The organism is Streptomyces lincolnensis, from assembly GCF_001685355.1.
Taxonomy (GTDB): Bacteria; Actinomycetota; Actinomycetes; order Streptomycetales; family Streptomycetaceae; genus Streptomyces; species Streptomyces lincolnensis.
In genome coordinates this window covers 4,751,207-4,777,763 of the sequence record NZ_CP016438.1, presented here as the reverse complement: position 1 = coordinate 4,777,763, position 26,557 = coordinate 4,751,207, and the positions used below count along the sequence as shown (strand labels likewise).

At 69.3% G+C, this 26,557-nt stretch carries 23 protein-coding genes; 9 read left to right on the top strand and 14 right to left on the bottom strand.

Annotated elements, in window-relative coordinates:
• Positions 1-5 precede the first annotated feature (5 nt).
• The 6 genes from SLINC_RS21180 to SLINC_RS21155 all read right to left on the bottom strand — a co-directional run bounded on the left by SLINC_RS21180 (position 6) and on the right by SLINC_RS21155 (position 6,906).
• Entirely contained in the window at positions 6-1,565 is a 1,560-nt protein-coding gene (locus tag SLINC_RS21180) for an SCO6880 family protein (protein ID WP_067435416.1), read from the bottom strand.
• Positions 1,562-2,896, bottom strand: coding sequence for a hypothetical protein (locus SLINC_RS21175; protein ID WP_067435413.1), 1,335 nt, complete (start codon positions 2,894-2,896; stop codon positions 1,562-1,564). Before SLINC_RS21175 ends, SLINC_RS21180 begins: the two co-directional genes overlap by 4 nt.
• On the bottom strand, positions 2,886-3,701 hold the full coding sequence (locus SLINC_RS21170; protein ID WP_067435410.1) for a DUF8175 domain-containg protein: 816 nt from the start codon (positions 3,699-3,701) through the stop codon (positions 2,886-2,888). Before SLINC_RS21170 ends, SLINC_RS21175 begins: the two co-directional genes overlap by 11 nt.
• A gap of 204 nt (positions 3,702-3,905) precedes the next feature.
• Positions 3,906-4,214: a hypothetical protein gene (locus tag SLINC_RS21165; RefSeq protein ID WP_003991275.1), complete on the bottom strand. Its 309-nt coding sequence runs from the start codon at positions 4,212-4,214 to the stop codon at positions 3,906-3,908.
• 433 nt (positions 4,215-4,647) lie between these two features.
• Complete coding sequence (locus SLINC_RS21160) at positions 4,648-6,003, bottom strand: S53 family peptidase (RefSeq protein WP_067435407.1); 1,356 nt, start codon at positions 6,001-6,003, stop codon at positions 4,648-4,650.
• A gap of 276 nt (positions 6,004-6,279) precedes the next feature.
• A complete protein-coding gene (locus SLINC_RS21155) occupies positions 6,280-6,906 on the bottom strand; it encodes a TetR/AcrR family transcriptional regulator (RefSeq protein ID WP_067435404.1) in 627 nt (208 codons plus the stop codon).
• A gap of 89 nt (positions 6,907-6,995) precedes the next feature.
• Between SLINC_RS21155 and SLINC_RS21150 the strand changes: the two genes are divergently transcribed.
• Positions 6,996-7,913, top strand: a complete 918-nt coding sequence (locus SLINC_RS21150) for an oxidoreductase (protein ID WP_067435402.1) — start codon at positions 6,996-6,998, stop codon at positions 7,911-7,913.
• A gap of 316 nt (positions 7,914-8,229) precedes the next feature.
• Here SLINC_RS21150 and SLINC_RS21145 read toward each other — a convergent pair whose 3' ends face one another.
• Positions 8,230-11,253, bottom strand: a complete 3,024-nt coding sequence (locus SLINC_RS21145; RefSeq protein WP_067435399.1) for a golvesin C-terminal-like domain-containing protein — start codon at positions 11,251-11,253, stop codon at positions 8,230-8,232.
• A gap of 333 nt (positions 11,254-11,586) precedes the next feature.
• The gene (locus SLINC_RS21140; RefSeq protein ID WP_067435396.1) at positions 11,587-11,835 is read right to left on the bottom strand and encodes a DUF397 domain-containing protein; all 249 of its coding nucleotides are present in this window, start codon (positions 11,833-11,835) and stop codon (positions 11,587-11,589) included.
• Between the two features lie 78 nt (positions 11,836-11,913).
• On the opposite strand from SLINC_RS21140, the gene SLINC_RS21135 reads away from it, so the two are divergent.
• The 4 genes from SLINC_RS21135 to SLINC_RS21120 all read left to right on the top strand — a co-directional run bounded on the left by SLINC_RS21135 (position 11,914) and on the right by SLINC_RS21120 (position 16,381).
• Positions 11,914-12,660: a trypsin-like serine peptidase gene (locus SLINC_RS21135; RefSeq protein WP_067435394.1), complete on the top strand. Its 747-nt coding sequence runs from the start codon at positions 11,914-11,916 to the stop codon at positions 12,658-12,660.
• A 22-nt stretch (positions 12,661-12,682) separates the two neighbouring features.
• The gene (locus tag SLINC_RS21130; protein WP_067435391.1) at positions 12,683-14,410 is read left to right on the top strand and encodes a serine/threonine-protein kinase; all 1,728 of its coding nucleotides are present in this window, start codon (positions 12,683-12,685) and stop codon (positions 14,408-14,410) included.
• Between the two features lie 99 nt (positions 14,411-14,509).
• The gene (locus tag SLINC_RS21125; protein WP_375141529.1) at positions 14,510-15,454 is read left to right on the top strand and encodes a C40 family peptidase; all 945 of its coding nucleotides are present in this window, start codon (positions 14,510-14,512) and stop codon (positions 15,452-15,454) included.
• Between the two features lie 213 nt (positions 15,455-15,667).
• Positions 15,668-16,381, top strand: coding sequence for a phosphatase PAP2 family protein (locus SLINC_RS21120; protein WP_067435389.1), 714 nt, complete (start codon positions 15,668-15,670; stop codon positions 16,379-16,381).
• 88 nt (positions 16,382-16,469) lie between these two features.
• On the opposite strand, the gene SLINC_RS21115 is transcribed toward SLINC_RS21120, so the two are convergent.
• Positions 16,470-18,020: an FAD-binding oxidoreductase gene (locus SLINC_RS21115; protein WP_067435386.1), complete on the bottom strand. Its 1,551-nt coding sequence runs from the start codon at positions 18,018-18,020 to the stop codon at positions 16,470-16,472.
• Between the two features lie 494 nt (positions 18,021-18,514).
• Here SLINC_RS21115 and SLINC_RS21110 point away from each other — a divergent pair, with 494 nt between their 5' ends.
• Together SLINC_RS21110 and SLINC_RS21105 are read left to right on the top strand one after the other, a co-directional pair.
• Positions 18,515-19,354 (top strand): SCO4651 family lipoprotein, encoded by an 840-nt coding sequence (locus tag SLINC_RS21110; protein WP_067435381.1) that lies wholly within the window; start codon positions 18,515-18,517, stop codon positions 19,352-19,354.
• A gap of 117 nt (positions 19,355-19,471) precedes the next feature.
• Entirely contained in the window at positions 19,472-19,651 is a 180-nt protein-coding gene (locus SLINC_RS21105; RefSeq protein WP_067435378.1) for a hypothetical protein, read from the top strand.
• A 39-nt stretch (positions 19,652-19,690) separates the two neighbouring features.
• Here SLINC_RS21105 and SLINC_RS21100 read toward each other — a convergent pair whose 3' ends face one another.
• Entirely contained in the window at positions 19,691-20,029 is a 339-nt protein-coding gene (locus SLINC_RS21100) for a metal-sensitive transcriptional regulator (RefSeq protein ID WP_067435376.1), read from the bottom strand.
• A 211-nt stretch (positions 20,030-20,240) separates the two neighbouring features.
• On the opposite strand from SLINC_RS21100, the gene SLINC_RS21095 reads away from it, so the two are divergent.
• On the top strand, positions 20,241-20,861 hold the full coding sequence (locus tag SLINC_RS21095) for a DUF47 domain-containing protein (protein ID WP_045555910.1): 621 nt from the start codon (positions 20,241-20,243) through the stop codon (positions 20,859-20,861).
• Positions 20,862-20,868: 7 nt separating this feature from the next.
• On the top strand, positions 20,869-21,867 hold the full coding sequence (locus tag SLINC_RS21090; RefSeq protein ID WP_067435375.1) for an inorganic phosphate transporter: 999 nt from the start codon (positions 20,869-20,871) through the stop codon (positions 21,865-21,867).
• Between the two features lie 502 nt (positions 21,868-22,369).
• Here the strand turns inward: SLINC_RS21090 and pstB are convergent.
• From pstB to pstS, 4 genes are all read right to left on the bottom strand, one after another.
• Positions 22,370-23,146 (bottom strand): phosphate ABC transporter ATP-binding protein PstB, encoded by a 777-nt coding sequence (gene pstB / locus SLINC_RS21085; protein WP_067435372.1) that lies wholly within the window; start codon positions 23,144-23,146, stop codon positions 22,370-22,372.
• A gap of 70 nt (positions 23,147-23,216) precedes the next feature.
• Positions 23,217-24,278 (bottom strand): phosphate ABC transporter permease PstA, encoded by a 1,062-nt coding sequence (gene pstA / locus SLINC_RS21080; RefSeq protein WP_067435369.1) that lies wholly within the window; start codon positions 24,276-24,278, stop codon positions 23,217-23,219.
• The gene (gene pstC, locus SLINC_RS21075) at positions 24,275-25,279 is read right to left on the bottom strand and encodes a phosphate ABC transporter permease subunit PstC (protein WP_067435366.1); all 1,005 of its coding nucleotides are present in this window, start codon (positions 25,277-25,279) and stop codon (positions 24,275-24,277) included. Before pstC ends, pstA begins: the two co-directional genes overlap by 4 nt.
• A 110-nt stretch (positions 25,280-25,389) precedes the next feature.
• Positions 25,390-26,514, bottom strand: coding sequence for a phosphate ABC transporter substrate-binding protein PstS (gene pstS, locus SLINC_RS21070; RefSeq protein ID WP_067435363.1), 1,125 nt, complete (start codon positions 26,512-26,514; stop codon positions 25,390-25,392).
• Positions 26,515-26,557: the final 43 nt, after the last annotated feature.

Here is a 26,557-nt window from a genome sequence, read left to right as displayed (position 1 = left end):
GGCCCCTACCTTCGAATGCCGGTGGCGAACGGAAGCGTGTTCACGAAGGCGCGATGGTGCTCGCGGTCGCACCACTCCAGCTTCAGGTACGACTTTCCGGCCGAGGCCCTGATGGTCCGCTTGTCGCGGGCCAGGGCCTCGGGGTTGCGGGAGGAGACGGTGATGTAGCCGACCAGGTTGACGCCGGCCGCGCCGCTCGCGAGGTCTTCGCCGCGCTGGTCGAGACGGTTGTGGGAGGCGACGTCGCGGGGGTCGACGGTCCGGTTCATCTTGGCGGCCCGGGACGCCTCGGCCTCGTCGTTGGTCTTCTCGGTCAGCATGCGCTCGATGGCGACCTCGGTGGGTTCGAGGTCCATCGTGACGGCGACGGTGCGGATGACGTCCGGGGTGTGGACGAGGAGTGGCGCCAGGAAGTTGACGCCGACGGGTGTCATCGGCCACTCCTTCACCCAGGCCGTGGCGTGGCACCAGGGGGCGCGGGTGGAGGACTCCCGGGTCTTCGCCTGGAGGAACGTCGGCTCCATGGCGTCGAGTTCGGCTGGCCAGGCGTTGCGCTTGGTCATCGCCTGGATGTGGTCGATGGGGTGGTCCGGGTCGTACATGGAGTGGATCAGCGAGGCGAGGCGGCCCTGGCCGAGCGGCTGCCGTACGCGGATGTCCGCCTCCTGGAGGCGCGAGCAGATGTCCGTCAGCTCACGGGCCATCACCACGGCGAGACCGGCGTCCCGGTCCAGCTTGCGGCCGGACTGGGGCCGGGCCGCCCGGGCCATCGCGTGGGCCTCGGCGGCGAGTTCACGGCTGTAGTGCATACAGGCGACGAGGTACGCGCGGTGCTGCTCGCTGCTCGTCGACACCATCGACTGGAGTTGGTCGTACGACGACTGGAGCCAGACCGGCGCCTTCTCGTCCCCGCGGACGGAGACGTCCTTGGCGTGGGCGTCGGGGTCGGCGGGCAGGGTGCGGGCGAGCATCTGGATCCGGGTGACGAAGCCGTCGCCGTTGGCCACGTGCTTGAGCAGGGTGCCGAAGCGGTCGACGAGGGCTTCCTGGTCCTCGGAGTCGCGCAGACCGACACCGGGGCCCTCGATCTCGATCGCCGCGGTGACCGTGCGCCGGTCGGCGTGCAGCAGTACGGCGATCTCGTCCGGGCCGAACGGGGCGGCGAGCCAGGTGATGCGGCCGATGCCGGGCGGCGGGCCGATCTCGACCTCGCGGCCGTCGGCGAAGGTGCCGGCCTCCATCACTCCCGAGCGGTAGGCGGTGCCCTGCTTGAGGGTGCGCTTGTAGCTGCGGTTGATCTCGAACCACTTGTAGAAGGTGCGGCGCTTGTACGGCACGTACACCGCGGCCAGCGCGAGCATGGGGAAGCCCATGAGCAGCACGATGCGCAGGGAGAGCACCGGGACCAGGAGCCCGCACATCATGCCGAGGAACGCGCCGCCGATGATCAGCGCGATCTCACCGGTCTCCCGATTCCTGCCGACGATCGCGTTCGGCCGGGCGCGGCCGATCAGATATGTACGGCGGGGCGTGACCGGATGGGACACGTGGGACTCGGTCGTCAACGCCCTTCACCTCCCGTGCGGTTGGTACTGCTGTTGCGGGTGTTGCTGGCGTGCGGGGTGTTCACCGGGCTGCCGGCCCGGGGAGCGGGTGCGGCGGAGGGGACAGATCCGCCGCCTCCGTTCGCGGTGCGTGAGCTGTGGGCGGCGACCCCGCCGGATGCGGGGTTGCTGGGCCGGGCGCCGTTGCCTCCGCCGGACTGGCCGTTGTTGTCCGCGCGGGTGCTGTGGGTCTTGATGCCCTGCGCGACGAGGGTGGCGGGGGAGCTGATGACCGCGGCGGCCTTGCCCTCGGCGCCCTGCATGATGCGGTTGTTGCGGGAGCCGGCGATCTCGTCGCCGAAGCCGGGGACGAAGCGGTAGATCATCGCCGAGGCGAAGATCGCGAGCAGGATGATGGCGAGGCCGGAGACCACGGCGGAGAAGGCGTCCGGGCCGTCGTCGGAGGAGAGCGCGCCGGCGAGGCCCAGGACGATGACGATGACCGGCTTGACGAGGATGACGGCGATCATGATCCCCGCCCAGCGGCGGACGTGGCCCCACAGGTTCTTGTCGACCAGGCCGGCGTAGACGACGGTGCCGAGGAGGGCGCCGACGTAGAGCAGGGCGGTGCGGATGACGAGCTCCAGCCAGAGCACTCCCGCGGCCAGGACGCTGACCAGCGACACGACGATCAGCATGATCGGGCCGCCGCCGATGTCCTCGCCCTTCTTCAACGCGCCGGAGAACGTGCCGAAGAAGGCGTCCGTCTGGTCGCCCGTCGCCTTGGCCAGGACCTCCGAGACGCCGTCCGTCGCGGATACGACCGTGTAGAGGATGAGGGGCGTGAAGGCCGACGCGAGGACCGTCAGCCACAGGAATCCGATCGCCTCGCTGATGGCGGTGGTGAGGGGGACACCTCGCACCGCCCTCTTCGCCACGGCCAGCAGCCACAGCAGGAGGGTGAGGATCGTGGACGCCGCGAACACCACGGCGTACTGCTGGAGGAACTTCTGGTTGGTGAAGTCCACGTTCGCCGTGTCCTTCACCGCTTCACTGAGCTTGTCCACGGTCCAGGCGGCGGCGTCTGCGCAGCCCTTGGCGAGGGAGGAGAGGGGGTCGAGGGTGTTGGTGAGGGGGTTGGAGCCGCCGCCACCGCCGGTGGAGCCGCCACCATCGTTTTCGCAGTACTCCTTGGCGGGGCCGACGATGAGGTCGCAGTTGCCGTCCGACGGGGTCGGCGACGGTGTGGGTGTCGGGGCGGCGACGGCACGGGTGGCCAGCATCAGGACCGCGGTTTGTACAGCGGTGAAGGCTGCGGCGACCTTGAGCGTGCGGCGCGGACTACCGGGCATACGAGAACCCTCCGTACTCCTCGACGGCCTTGGCCATCTCGTCGGCGCTGGACGCCTTGTCGTCGCCGGGGACGGGGGCGGGCCCGTCCTTCTGGGAGAAGCTGTCGACCTTCCAGTCGCCGTCGGCCCAGCGCAGTTGGAGGGTCATGGTGAACCAGTCGCTGGTGACGGGGTTGGTCGACTTCGCCCCGGCTGTGCCGTACAGGCCGGTGCACCAGACCTCGGCGGTGGCCGTGGTGTCCGAGTAGTTCGAGACCTTGGTGCCGACCGGCACCGTGCGTGAGACGTACGTGTTGCCGGCCGTGGCGTTGCCGTTCGCGTCCAGGCCGACCTTGGTCAGGAACTCCTTGGAGTAGGCCTGGTCGAACTTCTCCGTCAGAGCGGCCTGCTTGTCGGCGACGAAGAGCTGCTTGACGATCTCGCCGCGCCGGGCGGGCTTGAGGATGTCGGCCGAGACCAACGTCACCGCATAGTTCGCGGCAGCGCTCTGCGCCCCCTGCTCGTCCTGGGCGAAGCCCGTTTTTACCGGGGTTTTTCCCGTTGGTGCCGTGGCGGCAGCCTCTGGCTGGGAGCCGGCGGTTTTGGGGGTGGGGGAATCGTCTCCTCCGCGGTTCGCGAAGGCGATCGCGGCGATGAGGAGGACGACGACGCCGACGACGGTGACGAGGCTTCGGGAGGAGGAGCGGCCGGGTCTGCGGGCGCCGCCGTAGACGTCGGTGGGGGCGTCGGGGTAGCGAGTGCGGGTGTGGCCCGTCCCGGCGTAACCGCCGGAGGCGGACGTGTCGTGGTCGTCACCGAGACTCATGCCGCGTACGCCCCCTCGACGTCGTGCGAAAACGCGTAGGAGTACGACGGTAGCCGCACTGGTTCCCGCGCGGGCGCGGTGTGGTGACTCGACATCAGGGAAACGCAACCTCAGCCGGTGGGCACGACGGACGGGTGGGTAGAGGGAGGTGGGGGGACCGGGGCGCGCCCGGCCGGACCGAGGTGCGGCGACCGGGCGCCGTGCCTACACGGCCATGCCGTACACGATCGTGAAGAGCGTGCCGAGTGAGCCGATGATGAAGACGCCGGTCAGGCCCGCGATGATGAGGCCCTTGCCCTGTTCCGCACTGAAGGTGTCCCGCAGCGCCGTGGCACCGATGCGCTGCTTGGCGGCGCCCCAGATGGCGATGCCGAGGCAGAGCAGGATGGCCACCGCCATCACGACCTCGATCATCACCTTCGCCTCGTTGCCCAGGCTGCCGAAGGGCCCCCAGTCCGGAGCGATTCCGCCGATGATGGTGTTGATGTCTCCCTTGTCGGCCGCAAAGAGCATGTAAGTCACCGCCCCTGGTGGGTAGTTCCGCGCCCCCTGCCTTGGCGCAGAGGTCAGGCATCATTGTCGCCGACAATGCCGCTGTCGTATGTCGACTTGGCGTCATTGATTGGCGGGTTTCGTACGAATACCTTGCCACCGGCCCGCATCGGTGCCTGGGGAGTCCCTCGAACGGACGTAGGGCGGTATACAGGGAGTCGTATCGTCACTCTGTGTATCACGGCAGGTCACGCCGGGCAATGAGATAAGGGCGGAACCTGTCGTGTGGTTCCGTCGTTGACCCCTCTTACGGATCGGTGATCAGGTCGCTGGTCTGCGGGATCCCCGAGATCGTGGTGGAAGGCTAACCCGGAAATGACGAACGGGCCGCGGCTGGGTGCCGCGGCCCGTTCGTCACGGACGGATCACATGAGGGTCAGAGGCCCATGGGGGGTCAGCCGGTGAAGGCCGCCGTTCCCGCGGGGGTGCCGAGGCCGGTCGGGCCGTCGTAGCCGGTCCGGGCGGTGCAGAAGTAGCTCGTGGAGCAGGTGCCGTTGCTGCCGGAGGTCACGTCGTTGAGGGCCGAGGTGTTCCCGTAGGGGTACTGGGACGGGTAGTCGCTGCTGCCCGGGGTGCCGGCGAGGGCGTAGACGGCCGCGATGATGGGGGCGGAGGCGCTGGTGCCGCCGTAGGTGTTCCAGCCGGTGCCGTCGGAGCCGTAGGTGTCGTAGACGGAGACGCCGGTGGCGGGGTCGGCGACGGCGGAGACGTCGGCGATCATGCGCTTGGCGCAGCCGGTGTCGGTCTGCCAGGACGGCTTGGCGTCGTAGGCGGAGCAGCCGGAGCCGGTGCCCTCGGTGCTGTTGGTGTTCCAGACGCTCTCGGTCCAGCCGCGGGTGGTGGAGGACTTGGACAGCTTGGTGCCGCCGACCGCGGTGACGTACTTGGAGGCGGCCGGGTACTCGGCGCCGTAGCCCTCGTCACCGGCGGAGACGGTGATGGCGACGCCGGGGTGGTTGAAGTACGAGGAGTCGTACGACGTGTCCGAGGAGGACTCGCCGCCGCCGTAGCTGTTGGAGACGAACTTCGCGCCCAGCTTCACGGCCTCGTTCACGGCCGTGCCCAGGTCGGCCATGCTCGACGAGTTGGCCTCGACGAGGAGGATCTTCGCGTTCGGGGCGATCGCGGAGGCCATGTCGACGTCGAGTGAGATCTCTCCGGCCCAGCCGCTGTCGGCGCTGGGGAGGGAGGTCGTGGAGCCGGTCTGGCTGACCTTCTTGAAGCAGCCGTTGGCGGTGGTGCAGGCGGAGAGGCCGTAGTACGAGCGGTAAGTGGCCAGGTCGGCCTCGGCGTTGGGGTCGTCGTAGGCGTCGACGATGGCGATGGTCTGGCCGGAGCCGTTGGAGGCCGAGGCGGAGGTCAGGCCGTAGGCGGACCGGAGGTCGCTGGGGCCGTAGCCGGTCGGGGTGGCCGAGGCGGCGTTCGGCTTGACGGTCGCGGGCGCGACGCCCTTCTTCGCGGCCTGCTCCTCCTGGAAGGCGGTCGTGCCGCTGGTGACGCGCAGGGCGTTGCAGGACGCGAAGCCCTTCTTCGGGGTGGCGCCACACGCGCTCTCGTACTGCACGTGCGCCTTGGCGACGGCCGCGGCGATCGCCTTGCCGCTCGCCTTGGGCTGCGCGGCCTGCGTGTCCGCGCTCGCGTGGGCCGCGGTGCCGAGGCCGGCGATGAGGAGGGCGGCGGTGGCCGTGGCGGCGGAGCCGATACGGCGCCATCTGCCGTTCAGGGGGGCGGTGTTCGGGGACGTACGCATCGTAAAGCCTCCTGGGAGTGGGTGCAGAGGCCTGCGGGGTGGGGGGTCCACCGGTGAGGTTCCCGGTGGGGGCGGCGGCCCGCGACGACGATCGCTTGTTGGGTACGCGACAAACAAGACAGGTTGCGGAAACCTGACTTCCGCCTTACCGAAGGATGTTGAGGGCTTACCGGCCAATGGCCCCCCGATGGGCGGCGAATGGCCATGCCTTGACCATCTACACGCGTTGCGCACAACTCCCTTGGGCTGTTACTTGGGGGCTGTTACCTGGGGCCGTTACCTGGGCTTGAGTCCGTGGAGCAACTGGTGGATCAGTTCCTCTACGGCGTCCAGGGCGGCGTCGGGAGCGTAGATGCCGTTGGCCGTGAAGGCGGCGAGGCCGTGCAGGGCGGCGCCCACGGTGAGGGTGAGCTGTGCGGGGTCGCCCGCGATGATCTCGTTCTGCTGCTGGGCGGCCCCGATGACCCGCTCCAGTGAGCCCACCGTGCGGTCGAGCGCGGCCGTCATCTGCTCGGAGGCGTCGGGTTCGTGCTTGCGGGCGTACATGAGCTCCAGCAGCTCGGCGTTGTTGATGGCGAAGCCGAGGTAGGCCCGGGCGAACGAGGTCAGGCGCGGCTGGAACGGCAGGGCCGGGTCGTCGGCGGCCTCCAGGGCCTCGGCCATGCGCTCGAAGCCGGTCTCGGCAAGGGCGTTGAGCAGGGCCTGCTTGTCCTTGAAGTGGCGGCCGGGGGCGGCGTGGCTCACGCCGACGTCGCGAGCCAGTTCCCGCAGTGACAGGGAGGTGACGCCCTTCTCCCGGAGGGTGCGTTCCGCGCTCGCGAGCAGGGCGGTGCGGAGGTCTCCGTGGTGGTAGGGGCGGGTCTCGCGGATCTCGCGGGTCTCGGGCTTGGGCATGGAGGTCATCGTATCCCGATGTAGGCATCGCCACTATTGTTGTCGTCGCCATCATTGTAGTCATTGACAGCATTGTTGGCGGCGCCTACATTGGGGATATGGCAGCAGACAAGCAAGACACGTGGAACGCGACCCGACTTCCTGACCTCGCCGGCCGCACCGCCGTCGTCACCGGCGCCAACAGCGGCATCGGGCTCACCGCCGCGACCGCGCTGGCCGCGGCGGGGGCGCATGTGGTGCTCGCCGTACGGGATCCGCGGCGGGGTGAGGCGGCGGCGCGGACGGTGAACGGCAGCGCGGAGGTGCGGCGGCTGGATCTGGCGGATCTGTCGTCCGTGCGGGAGTTCGCGGCGGGGTGGGACGGTCGGCCGCTGGACCTGCTGATCAACAACGCGGGCGTGATGATGGTGCCGCAGGGGCGGACCGCGGACGGGTTCGAGATGCAGTTCGGTACGAACCATCTGGGGCACTTCGCGCTGACGAACCTGCTCCTGCCGTACATCACCGACCGGGTGGTCACCGTGTCCTCCGGCGCCCATCGCATGGGGGACGGGGAGATCCACTTCGACGACCTTCAGTTGGCGGGGGATTACGGGCCGGTCCGTGCCTACGCCCAGTCGAAGCTGGCGAATCTGCTCTTCACGCTCGAACTCCAGCGTCGGCTGGGTGAGTCCGGGTCCCGTGTGCGGGCTCTGGCGGCTCATCCCGGGTATGCGGCCACCAACCTTCAGAGCCACGCTTCCAGTCGGGCGGCGTTGCTGTTCATGAAGATCGGCAATCGCTTCTTTGCGCAGGACGATCGGGCGGGGGCGTTGCCCACGTTGTATGCCGCGTCTCAGGATCTGCCTGGTGCGAGCTATGTCGGGCCGGATGGGCGGGGTGAGTTTCGGGGGGCGCCCACTCTGGTTGGTCGTAGCGCGGCGGCCAGTGATCCGGTGGCGGCTCGTCGGCTGTGGGCGGCTTCGGAGGAGTTGACGGGGGTGCGGTTCCCGGAGGGGGCTTCGGCTGTGGCTTGAGCCGTGATGCCTCGCGGCGCGCTGTGCGGGTTCGGTGGGGGCGTGTGTAGCGCCCACTGTCGTGTGGTGGGTCGGGGCCGGGGCGGGGGGTGTCCGTCCTCGGTCCGGCGGTGCTGTGTCTTCTAGCTGTGCTGCGTGTTGGACGCCGGACGCTGCGGGCGGACACCCCCCGCCCCGTCCCCTTGCCGCCGTGGGCGGCTTTCTCGCCCACCGTCCGGGGGCCTCATGTCCGACGGCGGCTGCGGGTGGCACTGGCGCGACGAGCCCGACCGGTTCTCGACCGGTCGGGCTCGTCGTGTGGGGGTGTTGGGGTTTGCTACTGCTGGGGGGCTGGTGCGGGGGACGGGGCCGGGGAGGTGGGTGGGGTGGCTGCGTCGGTGGGCTTGGCGGGGAGGGGTTCGAAGGCCAGGGCGTCCCAGGCTATGGAGTCGTCGCCGGTGCCGTTGGTGGTGTCCGAGCTGAGGGAGACGCTTGGGGTGCCTTGGAATTCGTACGAGCCCAGGGAGAGCCAGGTGTTCTTGCCGCCGGAGTCCTGGGAGATCGTCTTGTCCACGACCGTGCCGTCGCCGAGGGCGATGTGGTAGGTCGCCTCGTCGGTGTTGGCCTGGTGGTCGGGCAGGTGGACCATGATGCGGGCCCAGCCCTTGAGTGAGCGGTCGGGGGTCCAGGTGCCGGTGACGACCGAGTCGGTGTACTTCGGGTCGCGGGTGTGGGTGAACCAGAAGTGGCCGCCGAAGGCCGAGCCCAGCTGGTGGAAGTCGATCTTCGACGGGTAGACCGTCGTCCCCTTCTGGTCCGCCGAGCCGAAGGTGAACGACAGCGTGCCGCGGCTGGTCCAGTTCCGTTGGCCGGCGCACGGGTTGGTGTCACCGACGCGGAACTTCGCCGTGTTCGGCACATCGTCCACGATCAGCGCGTTCTTCGGCAGGGTGGAGGAGCAGACCGCCGGGTGCGGCGAGGTGGGCTGCGGCTCGGGGTCGGTCGCCTGGTACGTCAGTACCTCGGTGCCGCATGTCGTGGCGCAGTCCGTCCACTTGACCGGTTCGTGCCACCAGCACTTGAAGTCGTCGCGCTGGCACGGTCCTTCGGGCTGGCTCGACCCTGCGACCTTGCGGGGCTTGGCGGGGTCGCACTCATTGCCGGCGGGCGTGCAGAAGGTGGTGTGCGGGGGCTGGGCGTCCTGCGCGTTGCCCGTCGGCCAGTCGCCGACCGCGTAGCCCGGGCCGCTCGTGCCCGTCGTCGGATCGGTCTTCTTCTGGGCGTGCGACGCCCAGCCCAGCACCCGCTCCGGGTAGGTCCACAGGTTGGGCGTACGGGCGTCGTCGTCGCCGTTGGCCAGGAAGATCTTCCGGTCCGGCGGGTAGATGCCGTTGGCCGGGTTGTTGAACCAGCCCAGACCCCAGGGGGCGGCGGCGTCGGAGGCGTCCGGCTTGTTGAAGCCGCTGTTGTACGCCCACAGCGCGAACCACCAGTTCTCCAGGTACTTCGGGTCACCGCCGTTGGCGAGGATGCCCTCGTCGTACACCTGGTTCCACTTGTCCTGGAGGTGCTGCACGCTCGCGGCGATGTTGGCCGCGTAGTCCACGGTGATCGCCTTCTGCTGCTCGGCGGTGTACGTGGTGTCCGACTTGGCCATGCCGCTGGTCACCTGGCCGATGCCGTAACCGCAGTCGGAGGCCGACCAGTCGACGGTGTGCACGCTGCCGCCGTTGCCGTAGTAGCCGCCCTGGGTGAAGTTGCCGCTCTCACCGGGGGCCGCCAGGGAGCTGGCCTGGAGCATGTTGGTCTCCTGGGCGAGCACACCGAGCAGGATCTGCGCGGGCACCCGGCCGCCGCCCTTGAGCTCGATCGGCGGGAACAGGCCCTGCGGGGTGTACGACGAGAGGTCCGTGCCGTTCCAGCCCTTGTGGCGGCGGGCGTCGAGCTTGCCCTGCACGGCGAGGTCCGACGCCCACTCGACCATGGCGGGGCTCGGCTGGAGGGCCTGGAGTCCGGGGTCGTTGCGGGTGATGGCGCAGGTGCGGTCGGGGTCGGTGGTGGTGGTCGCGGGGCCGGTGTCGGTGTCGGCGGTGGTCTGCGCCGAGGTGGCATCCGTTTTTGTGGACGTGTCCGTGGCGTCCAGCTGCATGCGGGTCAGCTGGCTGCTGTGGTCCGGGGTGTTCGCGCCGCCGCCGAGCAGGGCCGGGGACTGTGCTGTGCCCTGGCCCTGGGGGGCCTTGGGCTTCACGCGGAAGTCGACTGTCTCGCCGCTGCCGGTCAGCAGGGCGTTGATGCCGACGGGGCGGGCGGTGCCGGGGGCCGCCAGGGCCTTCCTGGTTTCCGCGTTCTTGCCGTCGCCCGCTCCGGCCGCCTCGGTGCCGTTGGCGACGCCGGTGAGGGCGAGACCGCCGGTGGTGGAGACATCCGACGTGGCCGGGACGCCGTCGAGGATCTTCCAGCCCGTGGGGAGCGCGGAGTCCTGGACGTGGTCCTGGGCGTCCTTGCCGGTCAGGAAGACACGGCCGCCGGTGCCGCGCAGCGACAGCGCGCCGAGCAGGCCGGAGCCGAGCAGTTGGTCGGAACCGCCCTGGGCGACCCGGCGGACCTGCACCTTCTTTCCGGCCGGGACCTGGTAGGCGAGGCCGCTGTGCGCGTCCGGCACCAGCCGGAACGGCGTGCCGTCGGTGCGGGCCAGGGTGCGCAGGACACCCTTGGCGTTCACCGAGACCACCGACTTGCCGGCGGCCGCGGCGATCCCGGAGCCGAACGGCACGGGGGAGGTGAGCTGGCCCGGGACGGTCTGCTCGTGCGTCAGCCTGCCCTGGCGCGCGTCGAGCGTCAGCAGCTGGGTGCCGTTGCCCTGCGGCCGGGAGAGCACGGCCTGTTCGCCGTCGCCGCAACCCGGGTTGAAGTAGGCCATGGAGACCAGCTCCGGCAGTTTGGTCACCTTGCCGGACTTCAGGTCGACCACGGCCGCGAACGCGCCCTGCTGGAAACTCTGTTGGTCGTTGACGACCTGCCGGGGCGCGTAGACGACCACCGCGCGGTCGCCCGACGCCGTCACACAGCTCTGGCCGATCCACTGGTCGGTGTCGATGCCCGGCTCGGACAGGGTGGCCGCGGTGCGCCAGGCGTAGGCGTTCGCGGCGTCCGCGACCAGGACGTGCAGGCCGGTGCTGTCCCCGTCGTACGTGACGATCCGGTCGTCGGAGTCCTTCCAGCCGGACGGCAGTCGGGAGGTGTCGGTCACCCTGTCGGACAGGGTCGGTCCGTCGGGTTCCGACGAGCTGGTCAGGGCCGCGGACGCGAACGGCGCCACGATCGCCATCGCCAGGACGGATATCGCCCCGGCCGCGAACATACGGCCACGTCGGCTTTTCGGCACCCGCCAGCGGTGCCTTCCCTCTGGGGTTCTACGTGAAGTGCGCACGGAATTCCGCCATCATTTACTTGTGAAGGTCTTGGCCTGTCCTCGGCTCCCCCGGACAGGTCAGGCGGAAGTTATCAGGGGACTGTGTACGCGATAGGGCTTGTACGGGGGTCTACCGGCGGGTATTCACGGAATGTCCACGAGGATCGGCAGAGCCCCATATGTCGATTCCGGCCGTTGCGAAATCCGACGCGATTTTTCAGGGGCCGGTGAGGGCTCGGGACTTGAAGAAATGCGGGCCGTTGTGCACCCACTTCTTCTCCTCTATACGTCGATCCCGTCAACGAAGTGGTCGAACTCACCTGCCTGTACGCCGAGTACGAAGGCGTCCCACTTGCGGCGGGTCGTCGTGACGACGGTCCCGGGGGCGCTGGTCTCCCTCAGGTACACGGGAGCGTCCCCGTCGTCCCCGCCCGCGCTGTCCCCGAACGCGATCTCGATCCAGGGGCCGGGCCCGGTCGCCTCCGGCGGGGCGGCGCGGGTCCAGGTCAGGTCGGTGGGGATGTCACCCACGGTGGAGCTCCTTTCTCAGTGGCACGGCCACCGTAGCGCTGACCGGTTTCTCACCTTCATGCGGAAGGGTGGGTTCCGATGAAGCGCATGCCTCCTACCGCCGTTCTGCACGTCGTTGTGGTCGTGCTGCTTGCCGTCACCTCGGCCTCCGAGGCCGCCGCGGACGACGGCTCGGGGCCGTTCGGGGTCACCGTGACGGCCGTGCCGAGTGCGGAGACCGTCCGGGTGGGTGCCTTGTTCTCCGGGGACGGGCACTTCTGCACCGCCTCCGTCGTGCACAGTCCGGGGCGGGATCTCCTGGTCACCGCGGCGCACTGTCTGGACAGCGAGGGCGGGGGGCTGGTGTTCGAGCCCGGGTACCGGAACGGGCGTGCGCCCTACGGGGTGTGGAAGGTCGTGCGGCGGTATCTGCCCGGTGGGTGGGCGAAGGGGCAGGACGAGGACAGCGATGTGGGGTTCGCGGTCGTCGCGGGGAAGGGGGACCGGGGGGTCGAGGACGTGGTGGGTGGGAACCGGTTCGTCACCGGTACGGCCACGGGGGCGACCGCCGTGACCGTCACCGGTTATCCCAACTCCCGTGAGACGCCGGTGCGGTGCACCAACAAGCCGACCCGTCACAGCCGTACCCAGCAGCGCATCGACTGTCCCGGCTTCAGCGGGGGGACCAGTGGCAGTCCGTGGGTGAACGGGGACGGGCGGGTCGTCGGGGTGCTGGGCGGGCACGAGCAGGGCGGGGTCACGCCGGATGTGTCCTACAGCGTGGTGCTGGGGGCGGAGGCCGCGGCGCTGTACCGGGCCGCGGCAAAGGGGCCTGCGGTGAACTGATCTCTGTGGCAAGGTCGGTTCGGTGGACGCACTGAAGGATCGGGACCCCGCGCACATAGGCGCGTACACGCTTCTCGCCCGGCTCGGGGCGGGCGGGATGGGGCAGGTCTACCTCGCCCGTTCCCCCGGTGGGCGACTGGTCGCGATCAAGGTCATCCGCGAGGAGATCACCGACCATCCGGAGGCGCTGGCGCGCTTTCGGCGGGAGGTGGAGACGGTGCGCGCGGTGCGCAGCGCGTACACGGCGAACCTGATCGACGCGTCGCTCGACACGGCGCCCTACTGGCTGGCCACCGAGTATGTGTCGGGGCCTACGTTGAGCGGGGCGGTGGGGGAGCGGGGGGCTTTGCCGGCCGACAGCGCGCGGCGGCTGTTCGCGGCTCTGGCGGAGGCGCTGGCGGCCGTCCACGGGTACGGCGTGACGCACCGGGACCTCAAGCCGCAGAACGTGATCCTCTCCCCGCAGGGCCCGCTGCTCATCGACTTCGGCATCGCGCGCGGCGCGGCCGACACGGCCCTGACCCAGACCGGCTTCGCCCCGGGAACACCGGGATACACCGCCCCCGAGGTGATGATCAGCAACCAGGTCGGTGCGGCCGCCGACGTGTTCGCCCTCGGAGCCACGCTCGCCCACGCCTCCACCGGCCGCCCGCCGTTCGGCTCCGGGCCCACGCACGCCGTGTCGTACCGCGTGGTCCACGAGGGCATCGACGTCGCCGGCATCGAACCCGGACTCGCCGCACTGATCCAGGACTGCGTGGCCAAGGACCCCGCCGAGCGCCCCGGCCTCGACACCGTCATCGCCCGCTGCGCGGTGTCCTCCGCCCTCACCGAGGATCCGTTCTACGCCCGGCTCAGCGTCGACACCGAAGCCGTACCGCAGGATCTCCAGGCGGCGGTGGCGGCGGGGCTGGTCCCGGCGGGGCACGGTGCCGCTCCGCTCTATCCGCCGACCGCCGGGCCGGGGTACGTCCCCACCGTCGCCCCCGCGTACGTGCCGACGCTCGCCCCCGCGCCGCCGACGGCCGTTCCGGAGCCGGCCATGTCCCGGCGCACGCTCTGGACGGCGGCGGTCACGGTCATGGCCGTGGTGGCGACGGTCTCCGTGGTGGCCCTGCGGGCGCTGGACGACGGCGGGGGGAAGGGAGAGGAGGCCGGTGGCTCGCCCTCCGGGTCTCCGTCCGCGTCGGTGAAGGTGCCCGAGTACATCGTGAACAACAAGATCTCCCACGACTTCTGGACCCACTCCGACGACCCGAACGACGAGACGTACGGCCGCGGCGCGTGCAAGCAGGTCGGTGCGGTCAGCGCGCCGAAGGAACTCCAGTACAGCGCGGTCGACGCGGATGCCCCCGACGGCACGACCGTCCGGGAGCGGGTCAGGATCTCCTTCCGGTTCAAGTACGCGGAACTGGAGAACAAGAAGCCCGACCCGTACTACGTGTCGGTCGGGGTGAGATCACCGCACGACATCGAGCCCTCGACGGGCAAGCCCTTCCAGGTGGACAACAAGGGCATCGGCTACACCAGCAAGCCGGTGGACATCTACACCCGCTGGAAGGACGGCAAGGACATCGAGTTGGTCTATCCCGACGACTTCCGGGAACACACGGCGACGGGCAGGACGTACGACTCGATCCCCGTCACCAACGACCCCGGCGACTGGACCGTCGTCTTCTACCACGTGAAAAACAGTCCCACCGACTACGAGAGCATCGGTTGCACCGGGTTCCGGGTGGGAAGCTCCTAGACTGACGTGGGCGGACTCCATGCGGGCGAGGGGCGGTTGACGGTGCGTAAGGCATGGATCGTGGGGGGTGCCGCCGTCGGGGCGGGGCTCAGCTTCGTGATGCTGCTCGTCGTCGGTGTGTACCTCGTCGCCGGAAACCTCGCCAACACCGTGAGCGGCGGCGCCAAATCGCTGGCCAAGGGGGCCGTCCCCGCCGCCTACCAGAGCCTGGTGCAGAAGTGGGGCAATCTGTGCCCCGCCATCAATCCGGCCCTGCTCGCCGCCCAGCTCTACCAGGAGAGCGGATTCAACCCGAGCGCCAAGAGCCCGGCGGCCGCCCAGGGGATCGCCCAGTTCATCCCCGGGACCTGGGCCACGCACGGGGTCGACGGTGACGGGGACGGCGACAAGGACGTGTGGGATCCGAACGACGCGATCCCGTCCGCCGCGTCGTACGACTGTTCCCTCGCCTCGTACGTGAAGGACGTTCCCGGGAATCCGACCGAAAACATGCTGGCCTCGTACAACGCGGGTGCCTACGCGGTCATCAAGTACGGGGGTGTGCCGCCGTACCGGGAGACCCAGAACTACGTGAAGCAGATCACGACTCTGGAGGAGAGCTTCGCCGCCCCCGTAAGCCGCGTGGACCCTTCGAAACAAGCCGCCGGTGCCATCGACTACGCGCAGAAGAAGCTGGGGACGCCGTATCTGTGGGGTGGGACGGGGACCGCCGAGCAGGGTGGGCGGTTCGACTGTTCGGGGCTTACTCAGGCGGCGTACGAGAGTGTGGGGATCACGCTGCCGAGGGTGGCGAACGATCAGTACAACGCGGGGCCGCATCCGGCCAGGGACGAGCTGCTGCCCGGGGATCTGGTGTTCTTCTCGGACGACCTCACGAACTCGCGTGCCATCCGGCATGTGGGGATTTATGTGGGGGGCGGATACATGATCGACGCACCGAGAACGGGTGCTGTGATCCGGTTCGACCCGATCGACACCCCGGACTATTTCGGCGCCACGCGGGTCACCGAAGATGGCGCGAAAGCACTCCCCACGACGGTGTGAGCCGAGCGTGAACCCACCCCCTGAGCTGCACGGATGAGTCTCTCTTCGATAACGTCTGAGTGATCATTCGGTGGAGTGTGGAACGTATGGACTGGAGTCATGCGTTCCTAGGTTTCGTAGGCGAGCGAAGCGGATCTACACACCACGGGGGTGGGCAACAGCGGTGCGCAGCAAGGGCGCGCGCCGGGAGAGACGACGAAGGGGCCGCGCATCATGGCTGGACTCGCAGAATCCGGGTCGAACCCCGACGTCGATCTGCTGTACGACATCAACGGCCTCGCCAAGGACGCTCCGCCGTGGTTCGACCGGGTCATGGAGTTCGTCGGCGAGTACGGAATCCTGTTCGGCGTCGTGCTGCTCATCCTGTGCTGCTGGTGGACCGTGCGCCGCCGGGGCGGCGAGGACGCCGCGTCCTCCGTGGCCGCCCTGGTGTGGGCACCGCTGGCCGCCGGCATCGCCGTCCTGGTGAACGTGCCGATAAGGGGCTTCGTGGAGCGGCCCCGCCCCTTCCGCACCCATGAGGGCCTGGAAGTCCTCGTTGCCGGCAAGACCGACTACTCCTTCGTGAGCGATCACGCGACCATCACGATGGCCCTGGCCGTCGCCCTCTTCGTCGCCCACCGCAAGTTCGGGCTCGTCGGCCTCGGCCTCGCGCTCGCCGAGGGCTTCTGCCGGGTCTACATGGGCGTGCACTACCCGACGGACGTGGTCGGCGGATTCGCGCTCGGTACCGCGGTCGCCCTGCTGCTGTCTCCCGTCGCCATGGCCCTGCTCACCCCCGTCACCAAGGCGATCGAGCGGTCTCCGCGTGCCGGGTGGCTGATCCGGGCGCGGGGGGCGTCGTACGACGGGGACGAGCAGGAGGCCGTCGTGCCCGGGGCGCGGAAGGAAGCGACGGGGGCCGAGGAGCGGGACCTCGCTGCCTAAGCGCTCCGCTGGACGAGCAGTGACAAGCCTGCGGGCCGGTGGGGGCTGGTCGCGCAGTTCCCCGCGCCCCTTACGGGGCGCGGTACCACTACAGCGCCTGTGGGAACGTGAAGAAGCGGTTCGGGTCGTACTGCTTCTTGATCTTGGCCAGGCGGGTCGCCGCGTCGCCGTAGTACGCCGTGCGCCAGTCCTTCAGGGACGCGTCCGTGTAGTTCTGGTAGGCCGCTCCGGAGGCGTACGGCTTCATCGCCGTGTGGGCCGAGGCCAGCCAGGACTGCGCCGTCGCGCCGCTCGTGCCGGGCCGCCACGCGGCGATGTACTGGGCCAGCATGCGGGAGCGGCGGTGGACGAACGCCGTCGCCGTGGGGGAGACGCGGTTGACCGCGCCGCCGAGCGCGGTGAACGCGATGCTGCCCGAGCCGCCGCGCACCGACCGCAGCTGCTTCAGCAGGGTCTGGATCCCGGCGGCGGAGAGCGAACGGTCGAAGAAGTCCGACTTGGCCGCGTACGTCTCCCGGCCCAGGGCGCCCTTCGGGGCGCGGCCCGGGGTGGAGCCGGGCAGGTGGCACTGGGCGTCGGAGGAGAAGGACGAGCAGCCGGCGTAGATCTCCATCGCCTCCTCGTACGTACGACGGCGCAGGGAGACGCTGGTCGCCCGGGCGCCGGCCTTGGCCGCGAGGCGGTCGACCGCGTTCTGGAGTTCGCCGTGGGTGCCGAGGGAGAAGGCGGCGACGGAGACCGTCGGGGTGCCGCCGGCGTGGCCCTCCAGGTGCAGTGACGACCAGATCTCGTCGGGCTGGGTGGGGCCCCACTCCTGCCAGGCCTTCATCACCGCGGCCGCCTTCGACCAGGGCCACGACAGGTACGCCGTCACCGCCTGGGGGGCGGGGTGGGTCCGGTACTGGAGTTCCGTGACGATGCCGAAGTTGCCGTTGCCCGCCCCGCGCAGGGCCCAGAACAGGTCCTTGTGGTCGGTGGCGTTCGCGGTGAGCTGCTTGCCGTCCGCCGTGATGACGGTCGCCTGGGTGAGGCTGTCGCAGGTCAGGCCATAGGCCCGGGAGACCACGCCGTGGCCGCCGCCGAGGGTGAGGCCGGAGACGCCGACGCTCGGGCAGGAGCCCGCGGGGATCGTGACGCCCTTCGCCGCCAGGGCGCGGTAGACGTCGATCAGCTTGGAGCCGGCGCCGACGACCGCGGTGGTGCCGCTCGCCCTGACGCGGTTGAGCTTCGACACGTCGATGATCAGGCGGCCGTTGCCCGAGGACCAGCCGGCGTAGGAGTGGCCGCCGTTGCGGATCGCCACGTGGAGGTCGTGGGAGCGGGCGTAGGTGAGGGCCGTACGGATGTCCTCGGCGTGGGCGATGTAGGCGACGGCGGCGGGTTTGAGGGAGTCGAAGCGGGTGTTGTAGAGCTGGTGGGCCGTGGGCCAGTTGGCATCGCCCGGGCGGACGAGGGGGCCGTCCAGGTCGCGGGCGAGGGCGGCCCAGTTGGCGGGCGTGCTGCGGGAGGCCGTCCTGGTGGCGGTCTGGGGGGTCGTGTTCGTGCCGCCCGTTCCGGAGGATCCGGTGGATGCCTTGCAGGCGGTGGCGGCTGCGACCAGGGCCGTCGCGGTGCCGCCGATGAACGTGCGCCGTTCCATGTTGCCTCCCGTGGGGTTACGTGGAACGAGACGGAGTGCTGGGGGCCGGGGTTCCATGGTGCGGGGTGTCTGTGGCCGGCCGGGGGTGGGGTCGCTCACCCGCGCTTGCGGGGTGCCGCCTGCGCCCACCCGTGCCGCCCTAGGCGGCACGATTGCCCGCAGCTGGGGCGAAACGGGAGTCCGCTGCTGAGCGTGAGCGGGTTATGTGGACGCATGAGCCTGGGCGTCTGTTCTTGCGAGGCTTCTTGCTCTTCTGGCCGGGCCGCGCCAGCCGCAGGTGCAGTGGGCCGTGCAGAAGCGGCCCTTCTCGATGGTGGACGTGCGGTGCTCCGGGATGTCCGGAGGAGGGGGGAGCCTGTCCTGCTGAGCCACGCCGACAACGTTACCCAGCCCGGGTAAAGCGCTGGTATGCGCGTGACGGGGCCACCTACCGGTCGTTATCCGGAACGACAAGGGGCCCGTGACGGACGTACCGGCTGGGGGGCAGGCAGACGATGGCGCAGCGGCAGCACAGGCGGACGGGCGGAGCGCGGGTGGGGGCGGCGGTCGTCGCCTGTGTGTGTCTGGCGGCCACGGGATGCGCGGGGAGCGCGCGGGGGTCCGCGGACGGCCGGGGCGCCGATCCGGTGCAGACGATGCGGCAGGCCGCCGACGCCCTGGTGGACGCGGGGAGTTCGAAGGCGCGGACGTCCATGGAGATGGCCACCGGCGGGACGCGGGTGACCATCCGGGGTGAGGGTGTGTACGACTACCGGCGGCAGCTGGGGCGGCTGAAAGTGGTGCTGCCGCAGGACCCGGCGGGGACGAACCGGCACCGGCCGATCACCGAACTCCTCGCACCCGGCGCGCTGTTCATGAAGAACCGGGGCGCGGGTGTGCCCGCCGACAAGTGGGTGCGGGTCGACACCGCCACGCTGTCCGACGGGAATCTGGTCACCGGCGGGGCCACCGATCCGCTCGCCGCGGCCGAGGTGCTGCGCGGGACGCGGTCGGCGACGTATGTGGGGGAGACCGAGGTCGCGGGGGCCGCGGTGCGGCACTACCGGGGGACGGCGGATCTCGGTGTCGCGGCCCGGGGCGCCTCGGCGGCGAACAGGGGGCCGCTCGCGGCGGCGGCGAAAGGGTTCGCCACCGCCGAGGTGCCGTTCGACGTCTACCTCGACGACGAGGGACGGATCCGCAAGATCCGGCACCGGTTCAGCTTCGTGAGCGGGGAGCGCAACGGCACGGTGGCGGTCGCCTCGACGACGCTGCTGTACGACTTCGGGGTGCGGGCGGACGTAAGGCTGCCCGCGTCCGGGGACATCTACGCCGGGAAAATCGCCGAGGAATGAGGCCCGCCGCCGGGGGCAGGAGGCCGTGACGGGCGTCAAGGACTAGCCCGTCCGTGCCATGCGCGGTGCGTAGGCCGCTCCCTACTCTAGGAAGTCGGTAACGGCAGAGAAGAGGTGATGCGCGTGGCTCCGGTCGGCGGTACGGCAGTTCAGGACCACGTGGCCCTCGCCGAGATCGAACTGTGCGGAGAGCTGATCATCGCGGCCTCGGCGGCCGGCGAGGAGCGGCTCAGCCTGGAGAGCATCGACGAGGTGCTGCGCGTGGCCGAGGAACGTGCGGATGCCTCCGGCTTCTGAGCCGGAGGCATCTCCCCCGAGGTATCTCTTCGTCGCAGCTCAGGTGCGCAGCAGGCGGCCGATCGCCTTCGTCGCCTCCTCGACCTTCGCGTCGATCTCGGCACCGCCCTTGACGGCCGCGTCGGCGACGCAGTGGCGCAGATGCTCCTCCAGCAGCTGGAGGGCGAAGGACTGGAGGGCCTTGGTGGAGGCGGACACCTGGGTGAGTATGTCGATGCAGTAGACGTCCTCGTCGACCATCCGCTGAAGGCCACGGATCTGGCCCTCGATACGGCGCAGACGCTTGAGGTGCTCGTCCTTCTGCTTGTGGTAGCCGTGCACGGTTTCGGCCGCGGGCATGGGGGAAGGCGCTTCCGCTCCGGCCTCGGTGGTCGTCATCGCGTCCTCCGCATCACTGGGCACACTGGGGACATTCATATACCCCTACTGGGTATATCGTACCGAACTTTGCTGGGTATAGGGCCTGCGGAAGGCCCCCGTGCCGACCACTCTGCCTGATGGGCGACACTGGGGGACGGCCCATTAGCCGTGGCCGGATGATGCACTTAGCATCAGCCTGACCGAAACCGATGCACCCCGAGGACCCCTTGTGCGCTTTCGTCTGACCCCCAGGGAGACGAGCTTCTACGACATGTTCGCCGCCTCCGCGGACAACATCGTCACGGGCTCGAAGCTCCTCATGGAACTGCTCGGGGCGGACGCTTCCGCCCGGGCCGAGATCGCAGAGCGTATGCGGGCCGCCGAACACGCGGGTGACGACGCCACGCACGCGATCTTCCACCAGTTGAACTCCTCGTTCATCACGCCCTTCGACCGCGAGGACATCTACAACCTCGCGTCCTCCCTCGACGACATCATGGACTTCATGGAGGAGGCCGTCGACCTGGTCGTCCTCTACAACGTCGAGGAACTCCCCAAGGGCGTCGAGCAGCAGATCGAGGTGCTGGCCCGGGCGGCGGAGCTGACGGCCGAGGCCATGCCGAACCTGCGGACCATGGACAACCTCACCGAGTACTGGATCGAGGTCAACCGGCTGGAGAACCAGGCCGACCAGATCCACCGCAAGCTGCTGGCCATGCTCTTCAACGGCAAGTACGAGGCCATCGAGGTGCTGAAGCTCAAGCAGATCGTGGACGTGCTGGAGGAAGCGGCCGACGCGTTCGAGCACGTGGCGAACACGGTGGAGACCATCGCCGTCAAGGAGTCCTGAGCACTTCATGGACACCTTCGCTCTGGTCGCGACCATCGGGGTCGCGCTCTTCTTCACCTACACCAACGGCTTCCACGACTCGGCCAACGCGATCGCCACCTCCGTGTCGACACGCGCGCTCACGCCCCGGGCGGCGCTGGCGATGGCTGCTGTCATGAACCTTGCCGGTGCGTTTCTCGGTTCCGGGGTCGCCAAGACGGTCAGCGAGGGGCTGATCCAGACACCCGAGGGCTCGAAGGGGATGGGCATCCTCTTCGCCGCGCTGGTCGGCGCGATCACCTGGAACCTGGTCACCTGGTACTTCGGTCTGCCGTCGTCCTCCTCGCACGCGCTGTTCGGCGGCATGGTCGGTGCGGCGCTCGCGGGCGGCACGACCGTGTACTGGCACGGCGTGCTGGAGAAGGTCGTCATCCCGATGTTCATCTCGCCGGTGGTCGGTCTGGTCGCCGGCTATCTCGTGATGACCGCCATCATGTGGATCTTCCGGCGGGCCAATCCGCACAAGGCCAAGCGCGGGTTCCGTATCGCGCAGACCGTGTCGGCGGCGGGGATGGCTCTCGGCCACGGCCTTCAGGACGCGCAGAAGACGATGGGCATCGTGGTGATGGCCCTCGTCATCGCCGACGTCGAGGACTACGGCGATCCGATTCCGGTCTGGGTCAAGATCGTCTGTGCGGTGATGCTGTCGTTGGGTACGTACGCGGGGGGCTGGCGGATTATGCGGACCCTTGGGCGCAAGATCATTGAGTTGGATCCGCCTCAGGGGTTTGCCGCGGAGACCACGGGGGCGTCGATCATGTTCGCCACGGCGTTTCTGTTCAAGGCGCCGATTTCCACCACGCATGTCATCACCTCCGCGATCATGGGTGTGGGGGCGACCAAGCGGGTGAACGCTGTGCGGTGGGGTGTTGCCAAGAACATCATCCTGGGGTGGTTCATCACGATGCCGGCGGCTGCCGCCGTGGCCGCGTGCTCGTTCTGGATCGTCAACCTGGCTTTTCTGTAGTCGGGTTTTTTCTCGCCCCCGCCGCCCCTACCCGTCCCATCCCCAGGGGCTCTGCCCCTTCGACCCCGGGGCCTTATGGGGTGCCTTGTTCGGTCGTAGGGCGGGTGCGGGTTCGTCGTGGCTGGTCGCGCAGTTCCCCGCGCCCCTTAGGCAGGGAAAGCCGCCGTCGGGCATGAGGTGCTCCCAGCCGCCCACGGCGGTGAGGGGACGGGGCGGGGGGTGTCCGCCCGCAGCGGCCGGCGTCCGACACGCAGTACCTCTTGGCCCGACAGCACCGCCGGACCGAGGACGGAGACCCCCCGACCCGGCCCCGACCCACCCACCGGACACAAGGCGCTACATCCGCCCCCACCGGAGCCGCACAGCGCGCCGCAGGCATCGCGTCGGCCGATGACAGGAAACGGGCCCGCCCCCTGCACGCATCGCAGGAGGCGGGCCCTTTTCGGCCTCGCGGTGGCACCGCCATGCAGCACCGCGAGGGGTTCTCGGAAGGAGGTGCGGCTCAGCCGAAGCGGCCGGAGATGTAGTCCTCCGTGGCCTGGACCGACGGGTTGGAGAAGATGCGCTCCGTGTCGTCGATCTCGATGAGCTTGCCGGGCTGCCCGACGGCGGACAGGTTGAAGAACGCCGTACGGTCGGAGACCCGCGCCGCCTGCTGCATGTTGTGCGTCACGATGACGATCGTGAAGCGCTCCTTCAGCTCGCCGATCAGGTCCTCGATCGCCAGGGTGGAGATGGGGTCCAGGGCCGAGCAGGGCTCGTCCATCAGCAGCACGTTCGGCTCGACCGCGATCGCGCGCGCGATGCACAGACGCTGCTGCTGACCACCGGACAGCCCGGACCCCGGCTTGTTCAGCCGGTCCTTGACCTCGTTCCAGAGGTTCGCGCCCTTGAGGGACTTCTCGACGACGTCCCCGAGCTCCGACTTCTTGTAGCTGCCGTTCAGCCGCAGCCCCGCCGCCACGTTGTCGAAGATCGACATCGTCGGGAAGGGGTTCGGCCGCTGGAACACCATGCCGACCTCACGCCGCACCGACACCGGGTCGATGCCGTGGCCGTACAGGTCCTCGTCGTCCAGCAGCACCTTGCCCTCGACCCGGCCGCCCGAGGTGACCTCGTGCATACGGTTCAGCGTGCGCAGGAACGTCGACTTGCCGCAGCCGGAGGGGCCGATGAAGGCCGTCACCGAGCGCGGCTCGACCGTCATCGAGATGTCCTCGATCGCCTTGTGGGAGCCGTAGTAGGCGGTCAGTCCGCTTACGTCGATTCGCTTGGCCATGATTACGTCACTTCCATAAGTCTGGGGGTCGCTGAGGGGCCCCGCGCGGCGGTAGCCGCATATTGATGCTTTAGCGACCGGTCTTGGGGGCCTTCCAGCGGGCGATGCCGCGAGCCACCAGATTCAGGATCATCACGAAGGCGATCAGCGTCAGCGACGCCGCCCAGGCGCGGTCGTAGGCCGCTCCCGAGCCCGCGCTGTTCGCGTACTGCTGATAGATGTACAGCGGAAGCGACTGCTGCGCACCCTCGAAGGGGTTCGAGTTGATGAGCGAGTTGCCCCACACCAGCAGGAGCACCGGGGCAGTCTCGCCCGCGATACGGGCGACCGCCAGCATGATGCCGGTGGTGATGCCGCCGAGGGAGGTCGGCAGGACCACCTTCAGGATGGTGCGCCACTTCGGCACGCCGAGCGCCAGGGAGGCCTCGCGCAGCTCGTTCGGGACGAGCTTGAGCATCTCCTCCGTGGAGCGGACGACGACCGGCATCATCAGGATCGCCAGGGCCATCGAGCCGGCGAAGCCGAAGGGCTGCATCTCGAACATCAGCATGATCGAGAGGATGAACAGACCCGCGACGATCGACGGGATGCCCGTCATGACGTCGACGAAGAAGGTGACGGCCCGGGCGAGGTTGCCGCGCCCGTACTCCACCAGGTAGATCGCGGTGAGCACACCGACCGGCGCGGCGATCACCGTGGCGAGACCGACCTGCTCCAGGCTGCCGATGATGGCGTGGTAGATGCCGCCGCCGGGCTCGGAGTCGGCGATCAGACCCATCGAGTGGGTCAGGAAGTAGATGTCGAGGACCTTCGTACCGCGCGAGATCGTCGACCACACCAGGGAGACCAGCGGGATCACGGCGAGCAGGAAGGCGACCCAGACCAGCGAGGTCGCGATCCGGTCCTTGGCCTGGCGGGGGCCCTCGACGCGGGCGGCGATGACGTACGTGCCGATGACGAAGAGGACCGCGGCGATCAGGCCCCACTGGATGTTGCTGTGCAGGCCGGCGCCCAGGCTGATGCCGATGCCCAGGGCCAGCGAGCCGGCCGCGATGGCGTACGGCGCCCACTTGGGCAGGCGCGCGCCCTGGAGGGTGCTGCGGGGCTTGTCGGCGATGACGGCGTTGCTCATGCGTTGGCCCCCGAGTACTCCTTGCGGCGGGCGATGATCGCGCGCGCCCCGCCGTTGACCAGCAGGGTGATGACGAACAGGACCAGACCGGAGGCGATCAGCGCGTCCCGGCCGATGTCGCCGGCCTCACTGAACTTGCTGGCGATGTTCTGGGCGAAGGTGCCGCCGCCCGGGTCGAGCAGGCTGGCCTGGATGTCGAAGGTCGGCGAGAGCACGGTGGCCACGGCCATCGTCTCGCCGAGCGCACGGCCGAGGCCGAGCATCGAGGCGGAGATCACGCCGGAGCGGCCGAAGGGGATGACCGCCATGCGGATCACTTCCCAGCGGGTGGCGCCGAGGGCCAGCGCGGCTTCCTCGTGCATCTGCGGGACCTGGCGGAAGACCTCGCGGCTCACGTTGGTGATGATCGGAAGGATCATGATCGCGAGCAGGATGCCGACGGTGAGCATCGAGCGGGGCGCGCCGCCCTGCCAGGAGAAGATGCCGGTCCAGCCGAGGTAGTCGTCGAGCCAGCCGTAGAGGCCGTTCATGTTCGGTACGAGGACCAGGGCGCCCCAGAGGCCGTAGACGATGGACGGCACGGCGGCGAGCAGGTCGATCACGTACGCGATGGGGCCGCTCAGCTTGCGCGGGGCGTAGTGCGTGAGGAACAGCGCGATGGCGACGGCGATCGGGACCGCGATGACCATGGCGACGATCGAGGAGACGATCGTGCCGAAGACCAGGACGGCGATGCCGAACCGGGGCGGGACGACACCGGTGTTCCACTCGAAGGCGGTGAAGAAGTTGGCGTCGTCCTTGCTGATCGCGATCGAGGCGCGGTAGGTGAGGAAGCCGGCGATGGCGGCCATGATCACCAGCAGCAGGATGCCCGATCCGCGGGAGAGACCGAGGAAGATCCGGTCACCGGGTCGGGTGGCGCCGCGGGCCGCGCGCTTCTGCTCGGCCTGCGTGGGCTGTGGGGTGGGAGGGGGGGTGTCGGTTATCTCTTTGGTGTCCATCGGGTTCTCCGGTCTGCGGAGCCGTACGTGGTGTGCGGCTCCTGGCGGCGGTGCACCGGACGATGCGGTCCGGCCCGGGTTTTTCAGGTCCGGGCCGGACCGCACTCAGGTCAGCTCAGGCCCTCGATGGTGGTGCGGACCTTGGCGATGATGTCGGCGGGGATCGGCGCGTAGTCGTTCTCGGCGAGGATCTTCTGACCGTCCTCGGAGGCGACGTAGCGCAGGAACGCCTTGGTGGCGGCCAGGGTGTCGGCCTTGTTGCCCTTGTCGCAGGCGATCTCGTACGTCACCAGGACCATCGGGTAGGCGCCGTCGGCCGTGGTGTTGTAGTTCAGCTTCAGCGCCAGGTCCTTGCCCGTGCCGACGACCTGGGCCTCACCGATGGCCTTGGTGGCGTTGTCGACGGTGGCCTCGACCGGGGCGGCCGCACCGGTGTCGAGGGAGATCGGCTTGATGCCGTCCTTGGCGTACGACAGCTCGAAGTAGCCGATGGCGCCGTTGGTCTCCTTGACCTGCTGGGCCACACCGGAGGAGCCGGACGCGGACTGGCCGCCCTTGGCCTGCCAGGCCTTGCCGCCCTCGTAGGGGAAGTCCTTCTTGGCGGTGGCGATCAGGTACTTGGTGAAGTTGTCCGTGGTGCCGGACTCGTCCGAGCGGTGGAACGGCTGGATCTTCAGGCTGGGCAGCTTGACGCCGGGGTTCAGCTTGGCGATCGCCGGGTCGTTCCAGTTGGTGATCTTGCTGTCGAAGATCTTGGCGAGCGTCGCGGAGTCGAGCGTGAGCTTGTCGACACCGGAGACGTTGAAGCCGACCGCGATCGGGCCGCCGACCATCGGGAGGTCGATGGCCTGGCCGCCGGTGCAGACCTTCTTGGAGGCGGTGACCTCTTCCGGCTTGAGCGCGGAGTCGGAACCGGCGAAGGCGACCTGGCCGTTGGTGAACGCGGTGATGCCCGCGCCCGAGCCGGAGCCCTTGTAGTTGATCTGCACGCCACAGGCCTGGGTGAACTGCTTGACCCAGGCGTCGATCGCGTTCTTCTGCGCGGAGGAGCCGTCGGCGAGCAGCTGGCCCTTGGCGTCGTCACACTTGATGTTGCCCGCGGCGGCGGTCGCGCCCCCCGTGGCGCCACCACCGTTGCTGGTGTCGTCGGAGCCGCACGCCGTGAGGGCCAGGGCGCCGGAGACGGCGATCGCGCCGAGAGCGAGAGCCCGCCGGTTCTTGCGCTGAAGCTTCACTTGAGGGAGTTCCTTCCAGGAGCCGCCGTCCTGAACCGGCGGC